Here is a 1,050-nt window from a genome sequence, read left to right as displayed (position 1 = left end):
AACTCTATAAAGCCCTTAGTCCAATCAGTGCTCTACCGCCAAATTACAATACTTGAGGCTAGCCCTAAAGCTATTTCGAGGAGAACCAGCTATCTCCGAGTTCGATTGGCCTTTCACCCCTATCCACAACTCATCCCATGGCTTTTCAACGCCAATGCAGTTCGGACCTCCACACGTTCTTACACGTGTTTCATCCTGGTCATGGATAGATCACTCGGTTTCGGGTCTATGACCTGCAACTTTCGCCTTTTAAGACTCGCTTTCGCTACGGCTTCACCTTCTTTGGCTTAACCTTTCGCTACAGATCATAACTCGTCGGTTCGTTATGCAAAAAGCACGCCATCAGACTTTAACGTCCTCTGACTGCTTGTAGGCACACGGTTTCAGATTCTATTTCACTCCCCTCCCGGGGTTCTTTTCATCTTTCCCTCACGGTACTGGTTCACTATCGGTTGTCAGGAAGTATTTAGCCTTAGGAGATGGTCCTCCTTGCTTCCCACGAGGTTTCTCGTGTCTCATGGTACTCAGGATACTATCTAGTCAACTTCAATTTTCACCTACAGGGCTATTACCTTCTGTGGCGCAGCCTTCCAGCTGCTTCGATTAACTGAAGTTCATCCTATGACCTTATTATGGTAAGGTCTGATAGTCCTACTACCCTGTAATAGCAATGCCCATAAGCTTGGCACTATTACAGTTTGGGCTATTCCCCTTTCGCTCGCCGCTACTTAGAGAATCACTTTTGTTTTCTTTTCCTCGGGTTACTAAGATGTTTCAATTCACCCGGTTCCCTTCTTAAGACTATTTATTAACCTTAAGATGATATGGGATTATCCATACCTGGTGCTCCTATTAGGACATCCTTGAGTCATCACTTGTTTGCAGCTCATCAAGGCTTTTCGCAGCTTGCCACGTCCGTCTTCGGCTCCTGACACCTAGGCATCCACCGTGCGCCCTTACTAACTTAATCTAGACGCACTATCTATTGTGCAGTTTTCAAAGTACAATTTAAGAGCAATTAATATTTAATAATTAATAATGAATAGTTAA

1 rRNA gene is annotated in these 1,050 nt (G+C 44.5%); it reads right to left on the bottom strand.

Annotated features, from left to right (window positions below):
* Positions 1-970, bottom strand: a 23S ribosomal RNA gene (locus MWH25_RS12790); the annotation flags it as partial.
* Positions 971-1,050: the final 80 nt, after the last annotated feature.

Source organism: Natroniella acetigena (genome assembly GCF_023227745.1).
GTDB lineage: Bacteria > Bacillota > Halanaerobiia > Halobacteroidales > Halobacteroidaceae > Natroniella > Natroniella acetigena.
Note: the sequence above shows the minus strand (reverse complement) of the source record. Positions and strands in the feature narration are given on the sequence as shown.